Origin of the sequence: Streptomyces sp. NPDC005820 (assembly GCF_040630255.1) — a bacterium.
GTDB lineage: Bacteria > Actinomycetota > Actinomycetes > Streptomycetales > Streptomycetaceae > Streptomyces.
Genome location: NZ_JBEXXE010000011.1, coordinates 131,869 through 151,657 on the forward strand (window position 1 = coordinate 131,869; position 19,789 = coordinate 151,657).

At 73.1% G+C, this 19,789-nt stretch carries 21 protein-coding genes; 11 read left to right on the forward strand and 10 right to left on the reverse strand.

The annotated features are described in order from the left end of the window. Nucleotides 1-34: 34 nt before the first annotated feature. From ABZ464_RS15830 to ABZ464_RS15840, 3 genes are all read left to right on the forward strand, one after another. Complete coding sequence (locus tag ABZ464_RS15830; protein WP_359276535.1) at nt 35-442, forward strand: CoA-binding protein; 408 nt, start codon at nt 35-37, stop codon at nt 440-442. A 212-nt stretch (nt 443-654) separates the two neighbouring features. Next, nucleotides 655-1,485 (forward strand): formylglycine-generating enzyme family protein, encoded by an 831-nt coding sequence (locus ABZ464_RS15835; RefSeq protein WP_359276835.1) that lies wholly within the window; start codon nt 655-657, stop codon nt 1,483-1,485. Beyond that, nucleotides 1,482-2,693: a 4-hydroxybenzoate 3-monooxygenase gene (locus ABZ464_RS15840; protein WP_359276537.1), complete on the forward strand. Its 1,212-nt coding sequence runs from the start codon at nt 1,482-1,484 to the stop codon at nt 2,691-2,693. Before ABZ464_RS15835 ends, ABZ464_RS15840 begins: the two co-directional genes overlap by 4 nt. Nucleotides 2,694-2,927: 234 nt before the next feature. Here ABZ464_RS15840 and ABZ464_RS15845 read toward each other — a convergent pair whose 3' ends face one another. Beyond that, a complete protein-coding gene (locus ABZ464_RS15845) occupies nt 2,928-3,287 on the reverse strand; it encodes a metalloregulator ArsR/SmtB family transcription factor (protein WP_359276539.1) in 360 nt (119 codons plus the stop codon). A 62-nt stretch (nt 3,288-3,349) separates the two neighbouring features. Here ABZ464_RS15845 and ABZ464_RS15850 point away from each other — a divergent pair, with 62 nt between their 5' ends. Then, nucleotides 3,350-4,405 carry a cation diffusion facilitator family transporter gene (locus ABZ464_RS15850; RefSeq protein ID WP_359276541.1) on the forward strand — a complete coding sequence of 352 codons (1,056 nt, stop codon included), beginning with the start codon at nt 3,350-3,352 and terminating at the stop codon, nt 4,403-4,405. Between the two features lie 323 nt (nt 4,406-4,728). Here ABZ464_RS15850 and ABZ464_RS15855 read toward each other — a convergent pair whose 3' ends face one another. Beyond that, nucleotides 4,729-5,283, reverse strand: coding sequence for a YbaK/EbsC family protein (locus ABZ464_RS15855; protein WP_359276544.1), 555 nt, complete (start codon nt 5,281-5,283; stop codon nt 4,729-4,731). A gap of 43 nt (nt 5,284-5,326) precedes the next feature. After that, nucleotides 5,327-5,899 carry an XRE family transcriptional regulator gene (locus tag ABZ464_RS15860; RefSeq protein WP_359276547.1) on the reverse strand — a complete coding sequence of 191 codons (573 nt, stop codon included), beginning with the start codon at nt 5,897-5,899 and terminating at the stop codon, nt 5,327-5,329. Between the two features lie 105 nt (nt 5,900-6,004). Between ABZ464_RS15860 and ABZ464_RS15865 the strand changes: the two genes are divergently transcribed. Then, nucleotides 6,005-6,862, forward strand: a complete 858-nt coding sequence (locus tag ABZ464_RS15865; RefSeq protein ID WP_359276550.1) for an EamA family transporter — start codon at nt 6,005-6,007, stop codon at nt 6,860-6,862. A 1-nt stretch (nt 6,863) separates the two neighbouring features. Here ABZ464_RS15865 and ABZ464_RS15870 read toward each other — a convergent pair whose 3' ends face one another. Further along, nucleotides 6,864-7,628, reverse strand: a complete 765-nt coding sequence (locus tag ABZ464_RS15870; RefSeq protein ID WP_359276552.1) for an acyltransferase — start codon at nt 7,626-7,628, stop codon at nt 6,864-6,866. Nucleotides 7,629-7,770: 142 nt separating this feature from the next. Here ABZ464_RS15870 and ABZ464_RS15875 point away from each other — a divergent pair, with 142 nt between their 5' ends. After that, nucleotides 7,771-8,298: a gamma carbonic anhydrase family protein gene (locus ABZ464_RS15875; RefSeq protein WP_359276555.1), complete on the forward strand. Its 528-nt coding sequence runs from the start codon at nt 7,771-7,773 to the stop codon at nt 8,296-8,298. A gap of 84 nt (nt 8,299-8,382) precedes the next feature. Here ABZ464_RS15875 and ABZ464_RS15880 read toward each other — a convergent pair whose 3' ends face one another. Beyond that, nucleotides 8,383-9,024 carry a DedA family protein gene (locus tag ABZ464_RS15880; protein WP_359276558.1) on the reverse strand — a complete coding sequence of 214 codons (642 nt, stop codon included), beginning with the start codon at nt 9,022-9,024 and terminating at the stop codon, nt 8,383-8,385. A 237-nt stretch (nt 9,025-9,261) separates the two neighbouring features. Here ABZ464_RS15880 and ABZ464_RS15885 point away from each other — a divergent pair, with 237 nt between their 5' ends. After that, nucleotides 9,262-9,660 carry a hypothetical protein gene (locus tag ABZ464_RS15885; protein WP_359276561.1) on the forward strand — a complete coding sequence of 133 codons (399 nt, stop codon included), beginning with the start codon at nt 9,262-9,264 and terminating at the stop codon, nt 9,658-9,660. 42 nt (nt 9,661-9,702) lie between these two features. Here ABZ464_RS15885 and ABZ464_RS15890 read toward each other — a convergent pair whose 3' ends face one another. Further along, nucleotides 9,703-11,574, reverse strand: coding sequence for an RICIN domain-containing protein (locus ABZ464_RS15890; protein ID WP_359276564.1), 1,872 nt, complete (start codon nt 11,572-11,574; stop codon nt 9,703-9,705). 306 nt (nt 11,575-11,880) lie between these two features. Here ABZ464_RS15890 and galU point away from each other — a divergent pair, with 306 nt between their 5' ends. Continuing rightward, entirely contained in the window at nt 11,881-12,870 is a 990-nt protein-coding gene (galU, locus tag ABZ464_RS15895; RefSeq protein ID WP_359276567.1) for a UTP--glucose-1-phosphate uridylyltransferase GalU, read from the forward strand. A 244-nt stretch (nt 12,871-13,114) separates the two neighbouring features. Here galU and ABZ464_RS15900 read toward each other — a convergent pair whose 3' ends face one another. Continuing rightward, complete coding sequence (locus tag ABZ464_RS15900) at nt 13,115-13,552, reverse strand: DUF4442 domain-containing protein (RefSeq protein WP_359276837.1); 438 nt, start codon at nt 13,550-13,552, stop codon at nt 13,115-13,117. 127 nt (nt 13,553-13,679) lie between these two features. Here ABZ464_RS15900 and ABZ464_RS15905 point away from each other — a divergent pair, with 127 nt between their 5' ends. Next, on the forward strand, nt 13,680-14,711 hold the full coding sequence (locus ABZ464_RS15905) for a hypothetical protein (RefSeq protein ID WP_359276570.1): 1,032 nt from the start codon (nt 13,680-13,682) through the stop codon (nt 14,709-14,711). Between the two features lie 35 nt (nt 14,712-14,746). On the opposite strand, the gene ABZ464_RS15910 is transcribed toward ABZ464_RS15905, so the two are convergent. Continuing rightward, nucleotides 14,747-15,538: a fused MFS/spermidine synthase gene (locus ABZ464_RS15910; protein WP_359276840.1), complete on the reverse strand. Its 792-nt coding sequence runs from the start codon at nt 15,536-15,538 to the stop codon at nt 14,747-14,749. A 102-nt stretch (nt 15,539-15,640) separates the two neighbouring features. Next, nucleotides 15,641-16,810 (reverse strand): elongation factor Tu, encoded by a 1,170-nt coding sequence (gene tuf / locus ABZ464_RS15915; RefSeq protein ID WP_359276572.1) that lies wholly within the window; start codon nt 16,808-16,810, stop codon nt 15,641-15,643. A gap of 260 nt (nt 16,811-17,070) precedes the next feature. On the opposite strand from tuf, the gene ABZ464_RS15920 reads away from it, so the two are divergent. Together ABZ464_RS15920 and ABZ464_RS15925 are read left to right on the forward strand one after the other, a co-directional pair. Beyond that, nucleotides 17,071-17,622: a hypothetical protein gene (locus tag ABZ464_RS15920; RefSeq protein ID WP_359276575.1), complete on the forward strand. Its 552-nt coding sequence runs from the start codon at nt 17,071-17,073 to the stop codon at nt 17,620-17,622. A 41-nt stretch (nt 17,623-17,663) separates the two neighbouring features. Then, a complete protein-coding gene (locus ABZ464_RS15925) occupies nt 17,664-19,034 on the forward strand; it encodes a cell filamentation protein Fic (RefSeq protein ID WP_359276577.1) in 1,371 nt (456 codons plus the stop codon). Here ABZ464_RS15925 and ABZ464_RS15930 read toward each other — a convergent pair. Next, complete coding sequence (locus tag ABZ464_RS15930; RefSeq protein WP_359276579.1) at nt 19,031-19,759, reverse strand: DNA alkylation repair protein; 729 nt, start codon at nt 19,757-19,759, stop codon at nt 19,031-19,033. The genes ABZ464_RS15925 and ABZ464_RS15930 overlap by 4 nt on opposite strands. Between the last annotated feature and the right edge of the window lie 30 nt (nt 19,760-19,789).

The window sequence follows — 19,789 nt, forward strand, 5'->3', positions numbered from 1 at the left end:
CAGGTATGGTGCGCGACCCCACAGGAGGCCGACGGTGTACGGCGACGACGCGACGATCCGGAAGATTCTCACCGGGCTCGGTGACACGTGGGCGGTGGTGGGGCTGTCGACGAACCGGCGGCGTGCGGCGTACGGCGTTGCCGAGGTGCTGAAGCGCCACGGCAAGCGGGTCGTGCCGGTCCATCCGAAGGCGGAGACGGTGCACGGGGAACAGGGCTACGCCTCCCTCGCGGACATCCCCTTCGACGTGGACGTCGTGGACGTGTTCGTCAACAGCGAGCTCGCCGGCGCCGTCGCGGACGAGGCGGTCGCCAAGGGCGCGAAGGCGGTGTGGTTCCAGCTGGACGTGGTCGACGAGGCGGCGTACGAGCGGACGCGCGCGGCGGGTCTGGAGATGGTGATGGACCGCTGCCCGGCGATCGAGATCCCGCGGCTGGGCTGACGCCGGACGGGGGCCTCGCCGGGTCCACAGGTTCCCCGGGCATGCTGGGCGCTCGTATGTCCGAGAACGAGAACCCCAGCGGGAACAGCGGGAACGAGAAGGCCTCCGCCGCGCCCGCCCGCTGCTGCATGCCGTCCACGGGCGGCCCCGCCGAACCCTCGCGTCCGCTGCCCCCGCCGTCGGCCGCCGCTGCCGTCGCCGTCACCGACGGCATGGTGGAGCTGCCCGGCGGGGAGTTCCTGATGGGCGCGGAGGACTCGGAGGGCTTTCCGGCGGACCGGGAGGGGCCCGTACGGGCCGTGCGGGTGGCGCCCTTCCGGATCGACGCGTACGCCGTCAGCAACGACCGGTTCGCGCGGTTCGTCGCGGACACCGGGCATGTGACGGACGCCGAGCGGCTCGGCTGGTCGTATGTGTTCGCGGGGTTCCTGCCGGGCGCGCTGCGCCGCGACTCGCCGCGCCCCGAGCGGACCCCTTGGTGGTGCGCGGTCTCCGGGGCGGCCTGGAACCGGCCGGAGGGACCCGGCAGCGCTCTGGAGGGGCGCGGGGACCATCCGGTGGTGCATGTGTCGTGGTTCGACGCGGCCGCCTACGCCACCTGGGCGGGCGGCCGGCTGCCCACCGAGACCGAGTGGGAGTACGCGGCCCGGGGCGGGCTGGAGCAGAAGCGCTATCCCTGGGGCGACGAGCTGGATCCCGGCGGCGAGTTCCGCTGCAACATCTGGCGGGGCACCTTTCCGACGAGGAACACCGCCGCCGACGGATATCGCGCAACCGCGCCCGTCGACGCGTTCGCACCGAACGGATTCGGGCTGTACAACGTGTCCGGGAACGTCTGGGAATGGTGTGCGGACGGCTGGTCCGCGGGCGGTGCGGAGAAGGTGATCCGGGGCGGCTCGCATCTGTGCCACGCCTCCTACTGCAATCGCTACCGTGTGGCGGCCCGCAGCGCCAACACCCCCGACAGCTCCAGCGGACACACGGGTTTCCGCTGTGCGCGCGACGTCCGAGGGGCGGCGGGCCGGTCGATAATGGCCGGGTGACCACCAACTCCCCTTCTTTCCAGCGCACTCAGGTCGTCATCGTCGGCGCGGGCCCCGCGGGGCTCACGGTCGGGAACATCCTGCGGGCCGCGTCCGTCGACTGCGTCGTCCTGGAGACGGAGAGCCGTGCGTTCATCGAGCAGCGGCCGCGGGCCGGCGTCATCGAGGAGTGGGCCGTCAACGGTCTGCGCCGTCGGGGCCTGGCCGACCATCTGCTGGCGCGCGCCCAGCGCCACACCGCCTGCGAGTTCCGCTTCGGCGGCGAGCGGTACCGGTTCTCCTACGGCGATCTGACGGGCCGGCACCACTGGGTGTACCCGCAGCCGTTGCTGGTGACCGACCTGGTCCGCGAGTACGTGGACGTCCGCGGCGGGGACGCCCGGTTCTCGGTGCGGGACGTCGAGCTGCACGACCTGGACTCCGGGCACCCCTCCGTGTCGTACACCTGCGAGGACAGCGGTGAACGGCGGATGTTCGCCTGTGACTTCGTGGTCGGGGCCGACGGGGCGCGCGGGGTCAGCAGGGCCGCGATGCCGCCGGGGCACGCCCGGACCGCCCGGCACGACTACGGCATCGGCTGGCTGGCGCTGCTCGCCGAGGCGCCGCCGTCCTCCGACTGCGTGCTGTTCGGCGTGCACGAGAACGGGTTCGCCGGGCACATGGCCCGCAGCCCCGAGGTGACCCGCTACTACCTCCAGTGCCCGCCCGGCGACGACCCGGAGAACTGGCCCGACGACCGGATCTGGTCCGAGCTGCACGTACGGCTCGCGGGCGGCGCCGGCGCCCCGGCGCTCACCGAGGGCCCGCTGGTCGAGAAACGGGTGCTCGACATGCACGACTACGTGGTCGAGCCGATGACGTACGGGCGGCTCTTCCTGGCCGGGGACGCGGCCCATCTCGTCGCGCCGATCGCCGCGAAGGGCATGAACCTCGCCCTGCACGACGCGTTCCTGCTCGGCGACGCGCTGGTGGCGTATCTCGACGGCGGGGACGGGGACGGTCTGGACGGCTACTCGGAGGCGTGTCTGCGGCGGGTGTGGGACTACCAGGAGTTCTCGCAGTGGCTGTCGGAGGTCTACCACGGGACGGCCGCCAACGATCCCTTCCGGGCGGGCACGACGTTCGCCCGGCTGCGCCGGCTGTTCACCTCGCCGGTGGCCGCCGCGGCCTTCGCCGAGCAGTACCTCGGGGCGGCCGAGCGCTACTGACCGCGCTCCTGACCCAGGGCCTGTCGTTTGGATCAGGTCGGCTGAGCCGACGTGGCCTCTCGGCCGACCTGAGCGGGGTGTGGTGCGTGCGGCTGCAAGGCGGAGGAGGGCGGCGACGCGATGGGGGTCCCCCCGCTCGAGCGCAGCCAGAGTGGGGGAGTCGTCAACCGACGACAACGCCGCAGACGCGCGTGCCACACCCCGCGACGCGCGGCATGATCCAAACGACAGGCCCTAGTCGTGCACCGGCTTGTCCCCGAGCCGGTGGTCGGCCACGTTCAGCGCCTCGTCGACGAGGCGGCGCAGATGGCCGTCGGAGAGCGAGTAGATCACCCGGCGGCCCTCCTTCCGGGTGTGCACGAGCCCGGCCAGCCGCAGCCGGGCCAGATGCTGGCTGACCGCCGGCCGGGCCGCTCCGCACACCTCCGTCAGCGTGGTCACATCGGCCTCGCCCGAGGTCAGGGCGTGCAGCAGGGCGAGCCGGGTGCGGTCGCCGAGCAGGGCGAGCAGTTCGGCGGCGAGCGCGAGCTGCTCCTCGCCGGGGGTGCGCGGATGCGCATGGTGTGCAGGTGATAGGTGCATGCGTGCGCTCATACGCACATAATGAGGGGGTGGGCGCACGCGCGTCCACCCCCGCCGCACCGGAAGGGACCGACGTGAGCGAGCAGCACGACCACGGGCACCACCACGACCACGGCCGCGAACACCCGCATCCGCATCCCTCCGTGAACCTGCGCCACCGCCTCTCCCATCTCCTCACCCCCCACTCCCACGAGAGCGCCGACAAGCTCGACCCGGCCCTGGAGTCCTCGGCCCGGGGCATGCGCGCGCTGTGGGTCTCGCTGGCGGTGCTGGGGGTGACGGCGATCGCCCAGGCGGTCGTGGTGGTGATCTCGGGGTCGGTGGCGCTGCTCGGGGACACCGTGCACAACGCGGCGGACGCGCTGACCGCGGTGCCGCTGGGCATCGCGTTCGTCGTGGGCCGGCGGGCCGCCACCCGCCGCTTCACCTACGGCTACGGGCGCGCGGAGGACCTGGCGGGTCTCGCGATCGTGCTGACCATCGCCGCGTCGGCGGCCTTCGCCGGGTGGACGGCGGTCGAGCGGCTGCTGAACCCCCGGCCGGTCGAGCATGTCGGCGCGGTCGCGCTGGCGGCGCTGGCCGGGTTCGCGGGCAACGAGTGGGTGGCCCGGTACCGCATCCGCGTCGGCCGCTCGATCGGCTCGGCGGCGCTGGTCGCGGACGGGCTGCACGCGCGCACGGACGGGTTCACCTCCCTGGCCGTGCTGCTCGGCGCGGGCGGTTCGGCGCTGGGGTGGCAGCTCGCCGACCCGGTGGTCGGGCTGGCGATCACGGCGGCGATCGCGCTGGTGCTGCGGGACGCGGCACGGGAGGTGTTCCGGCGGGTGCTGGACGCCGTCGACCCGGCGCTGGTGGACCGGGCCGAGCGGGCCCTGCTGGAGGTCGAAGGGGTGCGCGGGGTGGGCGAGTTGCGGCTGCGCTGGATCGGGCACCGGCTGCGGGCGGAGGTCGCGGTCGTCGTGGACGGCGAGGCGACGGTGCGCCGGGCGCACGCGATCGCCGTGCACGCCGAGCACGCGCTGCTGCACGCGGTCCCCCGGCTCACCGCGGCCCTGGTCCACGCGGATCCGGCACCGGCACCGGGCGAAACGGATCCCCACCTGCCCCTCGCCCACCACATGACAGCCTGACCGGCGACGGACACCGGGGCCCTACGGCCGGGCGAGGGCCTGACCGGCGACGGACGCCGGAGCCCTACGGCAGGGCGACGGCCCGACCGGCACCGGACGCTGAGCCCTACGGCCGGGCGAGGGCCTGCCGCGGGCGCCCTGGGAGCCCTTGCGTCACCACGTAACCACCCGCCACAGTCGCCCAGGGAGGCCGTCCAGCACCACGCCGAGCGCCCGCCGCAGCCCGACGCCCGGCCCCGCCAACACCACCCGACCGCCCACCGCAGCCAAACGCCCAGCGGCACCGACAGCCCCGTCACCGCCCGCCGGAGCGCGGCAGGCAGTCAGCTCCCCAGCCCCTCCAGCACCACCGCGCCCGGCAGTTCGGCGAACGCCTTGCCCGGGACGAGGAGCTTGCCGCGGCGGCGGCCGCTGCCCACCAGTACCCAGGGCAGGTCGACGACGGCGGAGTCCACCAGGACCGGCCAGGCGGCGGGGAGCCCGATCGGAGTGATCCCGCCGTACTCCATGCCGGTCTCCCCCACCGCCGTGTCCATCGCGGCGAAGGACGCCTTGCGCGCGTTGAGCTGCCGGCGCACCACGCCGTTGACGTCGACCCGGGTGGTGGACAGGACGACACACGCGGCGAGGGTGGTGTCCCCGCCGCGCTTGCCGGCGACGACGACGCAGTTCGCGGACGTCTCCAGCAGGTCCCGGCCGTAGTGCTCGACGAAGACGGCGGTGTCGGCCCACTCCGGGTCGGTCTCGACGTAGAGGATCTGCTCGGCGGGCACGCTCCCGGCCCAGTTGCGTACGGCGTCGGCCACCGGCGCGGTCAGCTCGTCGAGGCAGTCGGGGGCGGGGGTGGCGGTGTCGAAGTCTCCGATGGGTGCGCGCATGCCCGCACGCTAACAAGATCCGCCCGGCTCCGGCTGCGGCGTCTCAGCGCACGGGCGGCACCGAGACGGCCAGCACCAGCTCCGCCGGGACGTCACCCCGATTGCCGTAGGAGTGCGGGGCGTTGGCCTCGAAGGTGACGCTCGCCCCGGCCGGAACGCGGTACTCCTCGTCCTGGACGGTGAGGGTCAGCTCGCCCGCCGTGACATGGATGATCTCGAACGTGCCCACGGGGTGCGGATCCGAGGTGCTGCTGTCCCCCGGCATCAGCCGCCAGTCCCACATCTCCAGCGGGCCGGGGGCCTCGGTGCCGGCGAGCAGCCGGCTGTAACTGCCGGCCTCGGTGTGCCAGAGCCGTACCACCTGGTCGGCCGGGACGATCCGGACCTGCGGCCCCTGCGCGTAGTCGAGCAGGGTGGTGACGCTGATGCCGAGCGCGTCACCGATCTTGACGACCGTCCCGATGCTCGGGTTGGTGCGGGCCTGCTCGATCTGGATGAGCATGCCCCGGCTGACCCCCGCGCGGGCGGCGAGCACGTCCAGGGTGAAGCCGCGTACCGCGCGCCAGTGCTTGACGTTGCGCGCCAGGGACTGGGTCAGCAGGTCGAGGTCCGCCACATTCCGTCCAATGTCCCGAAGTTCACTATTCTGAATGACAGGGTTCATCACGCTGCACTACCGTGGGTGCACCCGATGGTGCACCGAACTGTACTGCGAGGGACCGTGACCGCACTCTTCGCCCTGGCCACCAGCCTGCTGTGGGGACTGGCCGACTTCGGCGGCGGCCTGCTGACGCGCCGCGCCCCGGCGCTGACGGTGGTCGTGGTGTCGCAGTCGATGGCGGCCGTGGCCCTCGGCGCGGTGGTGGTCGCCACCGGCGGCTGGAGCGAGGCGGGCCCCCGCCTGTGGTTCGCGGTCGCCGCCGGACTCGTGGGCCCGGTCGCCCTGCTCGCCTTCTACCAGGCCCTGGCCCTCGGCCCGATGGGCGTGGTCTCCCCGCTGGCGACCCTCAGCGTGGCCGTTCCGGTCTCGGTGGGCCTGTTCCTCGGGGAGCGCCCCGGGCTCGTGCAGTTCGCCGGCATCGCGGTCGCCGTCGTCGGCGTCGTCCTGGCGGGCGGTCCCCAGTTGCGGGGCGCCCCGGTCCAGCGCCGGGCGATCCTCCTCACCCTGGTCTCGGCGCTCGGCTTCGGCACCGTCTTCGCCCTGGTCACCGAGGCGTCCACGACCGTCACGGGCCTGTTCCTCAGCCTCTTCGTGCAGCGGGTGACGAATGTGGCGGTGGGCGGGGCCGCGCTGCGCGTCGCGGTCCGGCGCGGCCGGCCGGCGCTCCCCGAGGGTGGCCTTCCCCGGGCCGCGCTGCCGACATACGCGTTCGTCGGGCTGGCGGACATCGCAGCCACCGGCATGTACGCGGTCGCCGCCCAGCACGGTCCGGTCACCGTGGCCGCCGTGCTCGCCTCGCTCTACCCGGTGGTGACGGCCCTGGCCGCACGGGGCTTCCTGCGGGAGCGCCTGCGGGCGGTCCAGGCGGCCGGCGCGGGCTTGGCCCTGCTCGGCACCCTGCTGCTGGCGACCGGCTGAGTCAGCCCTCGGGCTCCAGCTGCGCGAGCCGCTCCACCGTCTCCTCGTCCAGTTCCGACAGCGCGACCAGCTGGTCCGAGGTGACCCCGTCCGGAATCGGCACCGGCGCGGGCGTCCGCAGCGGCGGCTGCCAGCCCTCGGCGGGAGTCCAGCGTCGTACGACCTTGGCGGGCGCGCCCGCGACGACGGCGTGGTCGGGCACGGTCCCGCGCACCACGGCCCCCGCCGCGACGACCACGTTCCGCCCGACGCGCGCCCCCGGCAGGATCACCGCACCGGTGCCGATCCAGCAGCCGGACCCGATCCGCACCGGTTCCATGCGCGGCCACTGCTTGCCGATGGGCTCGTGCGGATCGTCGTAGGAATGATTCGTCGACGTCACGTACACATACGGTCCGAAGTAGCAGTCGCTGCCGATGGTGACCGTCGTGTCGGCGATGACATGGCTGCCGCGGCCCAGGACGACACCGTCGCCGATACGCAGGATCGGGTCGGGCCCGAGGTCGAGGTCCGGCATCAGACCGGCCGTCAGGGTGACCTGCTCGCCTACGATGCAGTGCGAGCCGATGTGGATCCAGGGTTCGCCGAAGACCGTGCCGAGCGGGAAGGCCAGCCGGGTCGCCGGACCGATCGAGCCGAAGCGCAGCCGGCCGGGGTGCTCGGCGGTCACGGAGCCGGCGCGCTGCGCCCACGCCCAGCCCGCGTGGACGACGCGCTGCGCCAGGCGGCCCCGCCAGGATGAGAACGTGTTCTTGCGCTTCGGCACCCGCTCACCGTACTCACCGGTCACCTCCGGGACGGGGCCCCGGGCCTGTGATCTTCGCCCCACCGGGGTGGCGTACGGTGCGACGGTACGACCCATTCGAGACAACGGGACAACGAGACAACGGGGAGACGGTGAGACGGTGATGACGCACAAGGCGCTGATCGTGGGTATCGGCGGCAGGGAGCCGAAGGTCGACGCGGAGGCGTTCGTGGCGCCGACGGCCTCGGTCATCGGGGACGTGACGCTGGAGGCGGGGGCGAGCGTCTGGTACGGGGCTGTCGTGCGCGGGGACGTCGAGCGGATCACCGTCGGCCGCGACGCCAACATCCAGGACAACGTGACCCTGCACGCGGACCCCGGCTTCCCCGTGACGGTCGGCGAGCGGGTCTCCGTCGGCCACAACGCGGTCGTCCACGGCGCGACCGTCGGCGACGACTGCCTGATCGGGATGGGTGCGACGGTCCTCAACGGCGCGGTGATCGGGGCGGGTTCCCTGGTCGCGGCCCAGGCCCTGGTACCGCAGGGAATGGAGGTACCGCCGGGTTCACTGGTGGCGGGCGTCCCGGCGAAGGTGAAGCGGGAGCTGACGGAGGAGGAGCGCCAGGGAGTGACGTTGAACGGCACCCTGTACGCGGACCTGGCCAAGGCCCACAAGGAAATCCACGAGTAGACCGGCCGGCCCGAGGGGCGCGGGGCGCCACAACACGCGGCTCCGCCGCGTGGGCGCGACCAGCCCCACGGACCCGCGCCCGGACTACTCGGCAGCCCCCACGGTCTCCACTTCGGCCTCCCGTGCGGCGCGCTGCGCCTTGCGCTTGATGACCAGGAACGACGTCAGCCCGATGAGCACGGCCGCCACCAGTCCCAGATACGAGAACCTCTTCAGCCAGGACTCCGCGACCACACCCACGTAGTAGATGACGGCCGTGGTCCCGCCCGCCCAGACGATCCCGCCCAGCACATTGGCGATGAGGAACTTCCAGTACGGCATGTGCAGCACACCCGCGAGCGGCCCGGCGAAGATCCGCAGCAGCGCGATGAAGCGGCCGAAGAACACGGCCCACATGCCCCACTTCTCGAAGGACCGCTCGGCGGTGGCGATGTGCCCCTCGCCGAAGTGCTTCGGGAACTTCCTGCCCAGCCAGGCCAGCAGGGGGCGGCCGCCCTTGCGGCCGATGGCGTAGCCGATGGAGTCGCCGATCACGGCGCCGGCGGAGGCGACCGCGCCGAGCACGACGGGGTTGATACCGGCGTGCTGGGAGGACAGCAGCGCGGCCGAGACCAGGATGATCTCGCCGGGCAGCGGGATGCCGAGGCTCTCCAGCCCGATGACCAGACCGACCACCGCGTAGACGGCCACCGCGGGTACCGTGTCGAGCCACTCCTGGACGTGCACCGGCGGGCCTCCCCTTCGACATTCCTTTTTGACATTCCTTGAACATCGCCTGCTGCCGGGAAGCCTACCGGTTCGCCCGGGCGCACCCGGGGTCCGTGGTGGAGCGGGCTACACCACGCATCGGGGAGTACGGCCCCTCGTGACGGCGCCCCGCACACGTGATCGTGGTCGGTGAGGACATCAACGCGATCCGCGCAGTGCAGACGCGATCCGCGCAGTGAAGAAGGGACCCCTCCCATGCCCGTGACCCGCCGGCCCCGCCGCCGTACCGCCGTCATCGCCTCCGCCGTCGCAGCCCTCGCGCTGACCACCGGCCTGCTCACCGGCTGCGAGTTCGGTGACACGGTCGACTGCCTGTCGAACGCCGACGACATCACGGACAGCATCACGGCGATCAACAAGGCGGGCGCGGACGCGATCGAGGACCCGACGAAGACCGAGGACTCCATCGCCACGATCGAGAAGAACCTGGACAAGATCAACGACAAGTCGGACGACAGCGAGGTCGACAAGGCGGTGAACAAGCTCAACCAGGCGATCGAGGACTACAACCGGGACATCCTGAACGGGGACACCCCGGACTCGTCCGAGATCGACAAGGCGGCCGACGAACTGAAGGACGTCTGCACCTCCTAGCCCGAGGGGCCGCCCCGTGTCGGCGGCGGCCCCTGTGCGACCTCAGCGGACGAGTGCCGCCCTCACCTGTGCGACGACGTCGGGCTCTGCCGGGGTCCGCGTCCTCGGCCCGGTGGGGTCCGGCAGGCCGATCGGTTCCGGTAGCGCCGCGACGAGCTCCGGGAGCCGGGGCGGTTCATGTCCCCCGCAGCAGTCCACCTGGGCGGCCCTCTTCTCGGACTCCGGTGCGGGTGGGGCGAGTCGAGGCGCGGCCGGTGCGGCGTCGCGCGGTGCGGGAGACTCCGGCCCGGTGTCGCGGGAGAGTGGCGGGGCGATGTGGGGGGCCGGTGGCGCCTCCGGTGACCTCTCCCTGGGCGCCGCCGTCTCGAACTCCCACCGCTGTGCCCGCGAGCCGTCCCGCTCCGTGACGACGGCCTTCGCACCGGCCTTCCCGGTGCCGGGGGCGACGACCAGGCCGCCGTCGCGGCGCAGCAGGAGTTCGCCGCGCACGGTCAGGTCGAAGAAGACCTCGCCGGAGTGGACCACGCAGCCGCCCAGCGCGACCGACGCGCGGCCGGGGTCGGCGGTCAGACAGAGGGCCGGCGCGGCGGCGCTGCGCAGCAGCCCGTCGTCCTGGTACGACCACTGCTGGGAGACGGCCGGGGAACAGACCGCCAGGACGGCCGCCGCACCGGACTCGGCCCTGCCGCCCGCGGCGTCGAGGCAGCGTCCGGTCACCGGGCTGCGCAGTCGGCCGTGGGCGGTCGCGGCGGAGCGGGCGGCGGAGGCTGCCGAGGGCGAACCGGAGGGCGAGGGGGCCTCGGCACCGGGGGTGCCGGTGCCCCGGGGAGTGCCGGCGCCCGGGGCGGCGGGGCCGCCGGCCGGGGCGCCCCAGGTGGCCCGGGGGCCGGGGACACCGTTGTCGTCGGACCAGCTCTTCGCCACGAGGACGGTCACGAGCAGGACGAGGGAGGTGAGGCCGACGCCGACGAGCACGGCCTTGGGACGCCGGCCCGGCAGATCGAGCAGGCCGTTCGGTGCGACGCGGTGACGGCCCGTCGGCCGGGCCGCGGCGGTGGGCCGGGACGGCCGGGCGCCGGACTCGACGCGTGCGGGGCGCGAGTCGAGATAGCGGTGCGCGCCCCAGGAGAGCACGGTCTCCGCGAGCAGGGTGTCGAGTCCGCCGTCGAAGTGGCTGAGCTGTTCGGCGGCGTGCCGGCAGAAGCGGCACTGCGCGAGATGGCGGCGGACATCGGGCAGCAGGGTTCCGCCGCGGCGCAGGGGAACGTCGAGGAGGCGGTTGTAGAAGCGGCATTCGGCGGTGGGCGCGAGTTCACGGTGCGCGCGGACGCAGCCCGCCCTGAATTGCTCCCGCGCCTGTTCCAGTCCGGCGCTCGCGGTGATGTCGTCGACGCCCAGCAGACCGGCCGGTACGGATAGGGGTTCCGCTTCCACCTCGGCGTGCCACAACAGGCATTGGGAGGCGGCGGGAAGCAACGAGAAAGCCCGCTCGGCGAGTTGCCGCCTTTCGGGGGTGACGGGCCGGGCGGCGCGCAGTCCGCGGCCGCCGACGGTTTTGCGCAACTCCGGCAGGACGGCGGAAAGTCCTTCGGTCCCGGCCCATTCCCGGACCGTGTTCCTCACGGCGACGAGGAGTTGGGGCCGAAGGGCGCCGCCGCTGTGCCCCTTGGCGAGCCGGCCGAACACCGTGTGGAACGCGGCGGCGGCCACGAGCCGCGCCGAGTCCCCGGAGTCGGCCAGGCAGACGGCCGCGTAGTCATGGGTGGCCCGCCAGTGCCGGGCGAGCAGCAGGGCGACGGCGCGCCCGCTGGTGTCGCCCTCGGCCAACCGGGCGGCGAGATGGGGGTCGGAATCCCCGGGGGGCCATCCGGGGCGGGGCGGGTAGGGGGGTCGCGGGGGGTTCGGGGATTGCACGGAACCAATTCCTTCCAAGCCGACGGACCGCCCGCGCATTGCGTGGCCGTCGTAAGGGGAGGCTCACCTTCGCACATGCGTCTCACAGGAAACAAGGAGTTCGATCGACCGGAGTTCAAAGCGAGGTAATTTCAGAAAAGTTACCGCGGGTATCCGCACCCGCATTCGATATCCGGCCCGGACTGCGCGACTCAACTTGTGGACGAGCAAAGGCCGTTGGCACACGAAATCTTCAACTTCTCTTGCACAGGAATCCCAAAGGGGACTCCCGGGGTTCTCCCATCCCCTTCGTCCACCCTGATCCCCATGAGTACCCCCCACTCCGCACCCACGGTCCGCAAGGCGGTCGTCCCGGCGGCGGGCCTCGGCACCCGCTTCCTGCCCGCGACGAAGGCGACCCCGAAGGAGATGCTCCCGGTCGTCGACAAGCCGGCCATCCAGTACGTCGTCGAGGAGGCCGCCGCGGCCGGTCTGGACGACGTCCTGATGGTCACCGGCCGCCACAAGCGGGCCATCGAGGACCACTTCGACCACGCCTTCGAGCTGGAGCAGGCCCTGGCGGCCAAGGGCGACACCGTACGGCTGGACGCCGTGCGCGACCCGGCCCGGCTGGCCGACATCCACCACATCCGGCAGGGCGACCCGCTCGGCCTCGGCCACGCGGTGCTGTGCGCCCGCCATCATGTCGGCGACCAGCCCTTCGCCGTCCTGCTCGGCGACGACCTCATCGACCCGCGCGAGACCCTGCTCAGCCGGATGCTGGAGGTCCGCGACCGGTACGCGGGCAGTGTCGTCGCCCTCATGGAGGTCCCGCCGGAGCAGATCCATCTCTACGGCTGCGCGGCGGTCGCACCGTCCGACGAGGACGGCGTCGTGCGGGTCACGGGCCTGGTGGAGAAGCCCTCACGGGAGGCGGCGCCGAGCCGGTACGCGGTCATCGGACGCTATGTGCTCGATCCCGCGGTCTTCGACGTCCTGGAGCGCACCGAGCCCGGGCGCGGCGGCGAGATCCAGCTCACCGACGCGCTGCAGGAACTCGCCGCGGACGGCACGGTGCACGGCGTGGTCTTCTCCGGCCGCCGCTACGACACCGGCGACAAGGCCGACTACCTGCGCACGGTGGTCCGACTGGCCTGCGACCGACCCGACCTGGGACCGGAGTTCGTGGCCTGGCTGAAGGAGTTCGTGGCGGGTCTGGAGAACGGCGGGGACGGCACGAACGCCACGGAGGGCGAGGACGGCACGGACGGCGAGGGCGGCGAGACCGGCTCCGCACGAGAGCGGCTGGCGGCCTGAGCCTGCCCGACGAAGTCCCGACGAAGTCCCGACGAAGTCCCGACGAAGGCCGGGGGAGGGCCGGGGGAAGGGCCGGGGAAGGACCGGGGGAAGACCCGGGGAAGGACCGGGGGAAGACCCGGGGAAGGCCGGGGAAGGACCGGGGAAGGCCGGGGAAGGACCGGGGAAGGCCGGGGAAGGCCCGGGGGACGGCGTGCACCACGAGCCGTGCGCCGCTCCCCGGCCCGTCACCCGTCCGCGTCGCTCAGCCGTTGGGACGCAGCGTCCATACGACGGTCATCTCGCCGGTGACCGCGCCGTCGGCGCGCCGGATCTCGATCGTCACCGGGAACTCGGGGCGCTCCCCCGCGTCCAGCTCGGCGACGACGTCGGCGGCCGGGCGGCCCAGGGTCGCGGTGGCGGTGACCGCGCCCATCGCGAGCTTCCGGTAGACGATCTCGGCGCGGACGGCGAGCGGCACCGCGCGCGAGAGCTGGTCCCCGAACGCGGCCAGCACGATCGCGCCGCTGGCGGACTCGCCGAGCGTGAACATCGCACCGGCGTGCGGGCCGCCCACGTGGTTGTGGAAGTCGCCCTGGTCCGGCAGGGCGACCACGGCCCGGTCCCGGCCGGTCTCCAGGAACTCCAGGTTGAGGGTCCTGGCCATGGGCACGGTGGCGGCGAGGATCTCGCCGATGGACATCTGGTCTGCGCTCATGAGCGCGATGTTACCCACGAGTAGCCTGACTGGCCAGGGCCGATGTGCCGATCGCCGTACGATGAGGGGCGGTGACCACACCGCGCCCCGGACGGCACTAGGGTTTCAGGCCATGTGGCCAGGAAATCAGCCGCCCGGGGGAGAGCAGAACCCGCAGGCGCAGAACAATCCGTACCAGCAGCCGGGATACCAGCAGCCGAATCCGTACCAGCAGCCCGGCTATCAGCAGACCGGGCAGCCCAACCCCTATGGACAGCAGCCCCAGTGGGGCGCCCCGACGGCCGTGGGCGGCCCCCAGCCCGCACCCGGCGGCGGGGGCGGGGGCGCGGGCGGCGGCGAACGCACGAAGGTGGTCGCGATCATCGCCGCCACGGCCGTGGTCGTGGCCGCCGGTGTGACCGGCTATCTGGTGCTGGGCGCCAAGGACGACGACAAGGGCGGGGTGGCCAAGGGCAGCACCAGCCCCTCGGCGTCCGCCTCCGCCTCCTCGTCCGCCGGCACCGACGACAACCCTCGTGACAACGAGGAGGAGAAGGCGACGATCTCCGGCTGGAAGGTCGTGGTGAACCCCAAGTGGGGCCTCGCCTTCGACGTGCCGGCGGACTGGGAGGTCGAGAAGCCGGGCGTCGGCCGCGGCTTCGAGTGGGAGGACAAGAAGGAGCCCAGCGGCTACGGCTCGATCCTCATGTCGGGCGTGGCCGAGTACAAGTCCAAGTGGTGCGGCACCGACAGCGACAAGGACGGCAAGACCGACTACACGTCGCTCGCGATGGTCGGCACCAAGGGGGCCGAGGGCGCCAAGAACACCGACGAGATCGCCGTCAACACCCCGGCGTGGTGGGTCTTCGGCGGCTACACCGAGCCGGACAAGAAGAGCCTCACCTTCGACGAGAAGGCGACCCCCTTCACCACCGCCTCCGGCATCAAGGGCAGTTACGCCTGGGCGCAGTCGACGAACACGCCCCAGAAGGGCAAGTGCGACAGCGACGGCAAGGCGATCACGTTCGGTTTCAAGAACTCCAAGGGCGACTACGTGTCGTGGAACTGGCTCGGGGCCAAGGGTGTGAAGGACGAGGTCCCGAAGGCGACGGTCATGCAGATCCTGAGCACCGTGCGCTGGCACGGGGAGCCCACGGCGAACTGAACGGCCCGCACCACGGTTCCCCGGGCCCGGCCGGCTCAGCCGATGCCGAACGCCCCGTCCGGCGGCTCGGGGGACGGTACGGCGTCCTCGTCCCGTACCGGACGCGCGTCGCCGATGAACCGCCGCACCCCGGGGCCGTGTTCCACCCGGGCCGGGAACGCGTCCGAGGCGGTGCGGCGGGCCAGGGCGGTCACGTCGACGGGGTGGTGCGCGGCGACGAGGACCGCGTTGCCGAACCGGCGCCCCCGCAGCACGGCCGGCTCGGCGATGAGTACGAGCTCCTCGAACACCGCCGCGAAGTTGGCCAGTTGGGAGCGGAGGAAGCCGAAGGGCGCCGCGTCGGCGAGGTTGGCGAGGTAGACGCCGTCGCCGCGCAGGACCCGGCCGGCCTCCCGGGCGTAGGCCAGGGAGGTCAGGTGCGCCGGGACCCGGGAGCCGCCGAAGACATCGGCCACCAGCACGTCGGCCGAGTCCTCGGGCGCCGCCTCCAGCCAGGCGCGGGCGTCGGCCGGGTGCAGCACGACACCGGCGCCGGCCGGGAGCGGCAGTTGCTCGACGACCAGTTCCAGCAGCGCCCGGTCGGCCTCGACGACGTCCTGCCGGGAGCCCGGCCGGGTGGCGGCCACATACCGGGGCAGGGTGAGCGCCCCGCCCCCGAGGTGCAGCACGTGGAGGGGCAGCCCGGGCTCCGCCACGACGTCGAGGACATGCCCGAGCCGCCGCGCGTACTCGAACTCGAGATGCTCCGGCTCGTCGAGATCGACGTACGACTGCGGCGCCCCGTCGACCGTCAGCAGCCAGGCCCGCTCCCGATCGACATCGGGCATGAGCTTGGCGGTGCCGTGGTCGACGGCACGGCTGACGGGTATGGGCTCGTCGTTCACTTCTCCATTGTGCCCGGGTGCAGAGACCTCACGGGCGCGGGCGCTTCACAGAACGGCCGTCACGGTGCCCGCCCCCACGGTCCGCCCGCCCTCACGGATCGCGAACCCCAGCCCCGGCTCCAAGGGCACCTCCCGGCCCAGCTCGACGGTCATGACGACCCTCTCCCCCGGCCGCGCGACCCCCGCGTCCCCCAGGTCCACGTCCCCCACGACGTCAGCCGTGCGAATGTAGAACTGCGGTCGGTAGCCGGTGGCGATCGCCGTCGTACGGCCCCCCTCGCGCGCGGAGAGCACGTACACCTGCGCGGAGAACCGCCGTCGCGGCACGACGCTCCCCGGCGCCGCCACCACGTGCCCGCGCCGTACGGCGTCCCGGGGCACGCCCCGCAGCAGCAGCGCCACGTTGTCGCCGGCCTGCGCCTCCTCCATCGGCTTGCCGAAGGTCTCCAGGCCGGTGACGACGGACTCCAGCCCGGTGCCGAGCACGTCGATCCGGTCGCCCACCCGGACCGTGCCCCGCTCGACGGCACCGGTGACGACGGTGCCCCGCCCGGTGATGGTGAGCACGTTCTCCACGGACAGCAGGAACGGCGCGTCCAGATACCGCTCCGGCATCGGCACGTAGATGTCCACCGCGTCGAGCAGCGCGTCGATCGACGCCGTCCAGCGCGGGTCGCCCTCCAGTGCCTTCAGCCCCGACACCCGTACGACGGGGGCGGCGTCGCCGCCGTAGCCGTGCGCGGTGAGCAGGTCACGGACCTCCAGCTCGACGAGTTCGGCCAGTTCGTCGTCGGCCCGGTCGGCCATCGTCAGCGCGACGACGATGTGGTCGACGCCCACCTGCCGGGCGAGCAGGACGTGTTCGGCGGTCTGCGGCATGATCCCGTCGAGCGCGGAGACGACGAGAATCGCCCCGTCGAGCTGCGCGGCGCCGGTGACCATGTTCTTGACGTAGTCGGCGTGGCCCGGCATGTCGACGTGCGCGTAGTGGCGGGTGTCGGTCTCGTACTCGACGTGCGCGATGTTGATGGTGATGCCGCGGGCGGCCTCCTCGGGGGCGCGGTCGATGCGGTCGAACGGCACGAAGGTGCCGGCGCCGCGGTCGGCGAGGACCTTGGTGATGGCGGCGGTCAGGGTGGTCTTGCCGTGGTCGACGTGGCCCATGGTGCCGATGTTGAGATGCGGCTTGGTGCGTACGTACGCGGTCTTGGACATGGCTGTACCTCGAAGCGTCTGCGTGGAAGTTCTCCGTTGGGAGAGGGGACCCCGGGGAAACCGGCCGACCCTCCCCCTGCGGGGTCCGCCGGACGATCCGGGGAGGGTCAGCTTCGGGCGCCGCCGAAAACGGCCGGGTACAGCGGGACGGCAGCCTTCGGAGCATCCGCGACGGCGGATGCTGTGGTGGCGAAGGCGTACCGGAACATGGTGTCGATCCTCGCCGATGGTTCGTTCGGCGTCGAATGGTTTTCGGGCGGGTGGGAGAGCGGACGCGGTTCCTGGTGAGCGGGTTCGGCGCGGCCGAGTGGTGGGAGCGGCTGCCGGAGGAGACACGGGCGCGGGCCGACGAACTGGTCCTGCGGGACGCCGTGTTCCAGGCGGTGCGCGTCGTGTGGGAGGCGGGCAGACCGGGCGGGCTGCCCCTGCTCGACGCCCAACGCGTCGTCGAGGAGCGGTACGTCCACCACGGCGACCGGGTCGTCCGGGACCCCGCCGTCGCGCCCGACCCCGAGGCGCTCGCGGCCGAGGCCGCCGTGCTGCCCGGGCGGGTGGTGGCGATCGAGGCCGTGTGGGACGGGGACACGGTGCACGACTGGTTCGTGGACCTGCTGGCGCTCACGGACGACCCCGAGGACGAGCACCGGCTGGCCACCCTGTACCAGGCGACTCCCGTCCACCCCGGCTCTCTTCGCCGCCCCGCGGGGGTGGCCGACGCGGTGGGCCGGGCCGTCGCCGCCCGGCTCGGCGTCCCCTTCCACTTCGCGAGCCCGCACACCCCGGACGACACAGCGCCCCGGTGGCGGCCCTAATTCGGTTGAACGGGGGCGGGTCGGGCGCGGAGGCTTGCGTGGTGATCGTCGATCTGATTCCCGGTTCTCTGAGCTGGGACGAGGTGGATCCCGCCCGTCATCCCTTCGACGGTGCGTCGGCGGCGGCGGTGGTGCGCTCGCTCGGCCCGGCCCGAAGGGTGCCGCACCGGCCGGACGCCTCCCCGGCCGACCCCGCCGTGCACGCCTGGGACTGGGACGTGGCGCGGCCGTGGGCCGACGCCATGTCGCACGCCCTGGTCGAGCACTACGGGCTCTGGGCCGCGGGCTGGCGCTGGGCGCTCGACGAGGGGGACTTCGACGGCGGCCCGGTCGGGAGCTGGTGCTGTCCGCCCCACTCGATCACCACCCCGGAGGAGACCCTCACCCGGGTGGCCTCGGCGCTGTGCGAATGGCGCGGGTGGCTGGAGGGCCTCGCCGGGCGCTTCGAGGCGTATCCGCTGGCTCTCACGTCGGTCGACGACCAGCGGATCCTGTGGGAGTGCGCCGCCCGGAACCTGATCGTCCAGGTGACCGACCGCACCGGTTGCGGCAGCGGCTGGTACGGACACTGCCGTCAGGTGCTCACCTGGTTCCTCACGCGCTGGGGGCTCGAACCCGACGACGCGCGGGAGCTGGTCGACGAGGCGATCGGGGGGCGGTTCGAGAGCTGGACCGGCCCGGACCGGGTGCTGATCGACGACGTGGCGGAGCGGATCGCCGGGTCGCTGCGGCCGGACGACGGGGCGTGGTCCCCCGCGCCGCTGCCGGACCATCTGGAGAGCTGGCTCGCGGTGCGGGAGGCCGTGCCGTGGCGGGAGGCGCCGGCCGGCGGCGAGGACGGGCCGGTCACCCCGGTCTCCGACGGCGCGGCGGACTGCGTACGGGCCTTCGACGGCGCCCTGGACCCCGCCCGCGCGCAGGGTCTGCTCGCCGCGCTGGAGCGGGTGCGGGCCGACGCGGCACGCGGCGCAGAGCTCGACTTCGAGCTGCTGCGCGGCTGGCAGCGCCATGTCCTGGGCACACCGAAGCCGCCCGGCTTCCGCGCCCTGCCCGCCTTCGCCAAGCGGGGCCGGGAACGCTACGGCATCGGCCCGGACACTCGCGCCCGTCTCGACGCCTGCCTCGCGCAGAGCCCGGCGCGAGGCGACCGGCCGCTCCCGCTGACCGCCCGCGCCGCCCGCGCGTGTCTGGACGTCTGCTTCTTCCACCCGTTCGACAACGGCAACGCCCGGTCCGCCTTCCTGACCCTCGTCTTCGTCCTCGCCCGTGAAGGCGTCGCACTCGACGGCGTCTCCCTGCTCCGCCACCCCTCCTTCCGGGCGGACGACCCGAAGGAGGGGCTGGTCCTCGCCCGGTCCATCGACATCCACCTCACGGAAACCCGTCGCCGCGCCATCCGGAACGCGGACTAGCCGGCGCCCCCGATGTTCTTGAGCGCCTCACGGACCGTCAGCGGGGCGAAGCGGCCCCGTTCGCGGGCGAGGAAGGCGCGGACGGCGTCCGGGTCGGTCTTGGCGTACTCACGCAGGCACCAGCCGATGGCCTTGCGGATGAAGAAGTCCGGGTGGCCGGACTGGCGCAGGCAGTGGGCGAAGAGGCGGTCGGCGTCGGTGCGGTCCTTGTAGCGGAGCTGGTGGAGCAGGGCGGTGCGGACCACCCACAGGTCGTCGCCGGCGATCCAGTCGTCCATGGCGGCGGTGAGCCGGGGGTCGGCCTCGACCAGGGCGCCGACGACATGCGCGGCGAGCAGGTCGACGGTGTCCCACCACGAGGTCGTGGTGATCAGCCGGTGGGTGACCGGGAGGAACGCGGACGAGCAGCGTCCGGCGTGGCGGCGCAGATAGTCGACGGCGAAGTAGTGGTACTCGCGCTGCGGCAGGGCCCAGCAGCGCAGGGCGACGGCCGTGCAGTCGGCCTCGGTGGGCCGGGGCGTGCCCGCGAGGACGGTCCGGGACAGGGCGCGGCGCTCGGGGGTGGGCAGGCCCAGGAAGGGGGCCACGTCCTTCATGTACGCCCGCATGGCGGCGGCCCGTTCGGCGTCGGCCGCGCCCCCGTACACGGCGGTGAGCCGCTCCAGCACGGTGTCGGCGAGGGCGCTGTGCGGTACGTCGGTCGCGCCCGCGCCTGTGACGGTCATGAGACGAACCATACGGCGATCACACATGTC